We start from the raw sequence: 1,011 nt of genomic DNA on the forward strand, positions 1-1,011 counted from the left end.
AAATAACGGATATGTACTCACCCCAGGGTCCGTAACAAAACCGTCATCCCCCTGGGCTAGGCTCGCGGGCTCGAACGCCCCACGAGTTCCAAGTCCATGTTCAAAGGCCTGCTCTACGCCGCGCTGCTGTTCACCCTGACGGCCCACGCCGAAACCTGGCCGCAGAAGGATTGGTCCCAAGGCCAACCGCTAACCGGCCCGGCCGCCCAAGCCCTGGACGACTACGCCTTCCCACCCCGCGATGACACCACCCGCAAAGGCGTCCGCACCGACGCCTTGCTGGTCATCCGCGACGGCCAGATCATCTACGAACGCTACGCCGCCCCCACCACCGCCAGCACCCCGCACCTGACCTGGTCCATCAGCAAAAGCCTGATGGCCACCGTGCTCGGCGTGGCCTTCGGCGAAAACCGCTTCAAACTCACCGACCCCGCCGCGCGCTTTTACCCGCCGATGAAACAACACCCAGGCGTGACCATGGCCGACCTGCTGCACTGGGCCTCGGGCCTCGACTGGCAGGAAGACTACGAATACGCCCCGCTGAAATCCTCGGTGGTCGCCATGCTCTACACCCGCGGGCACCACGACATGGCCGAGTTCGCCGCCGACACCGCGACCTCCAGCGCCCCCGGCCAGGCATTCCGCTACTCCAGTGGCGACAGCAATATCCTGTCCGCCACCCTCAAGGGCATGCTCGGCCACAAGGCCTACGTCGACTACCCATGGACCGCCCTGTTCCAGCCACTGGGCATCCGCAACGCCACCTGGGAAAGCGATGCCGAGGAAACCTTCGTCGCGTCCTCATATGCCTACCTCACCGCCCGCGACCTGGCCCGTGTCGGCCTGCTGATGCAGCGCGACGGCCGTTGGGGCGAGCAACAATTGCTGCCCAAGGAGTGGGTCGCGTTCAATCGCCAACCGTTCGACAAGTACAAGGCGGGCCAGGACGAAGCCGTTCCGGGCGGCCAATGGTGGCTCAACCGCGAAGTGCAGGGTGCCGCCAGACCCTGG

The 1,011-nt window shown here is 65.4% G+C and carries 1 protein-coding gene; it reads left to right on the plus strand.

Annotated elements, in window-relative coordinates; genetic code table 11:
- Window positions 1-96: 96 nt before the first annotated feature.
- Window positions 97-1,011: serine hydrolase (locus HX846_RS35340; RefSeq protein ID WP_178967263.1), on the plus strand; the 915-nt coding region annotated here is incomplete at its 3' end.

Origin of the sequence: Pseudomonas sp. K5002 (assembly GCF_013386655.1) — a bacterium.
In the GTDB taxonomy this organism is placed as follows: Bacteria; Pseudomonadota; Gammaproteobacteria; order Pseudomonadales; family Pseudomonadaceae; genus Aquipseudomonas.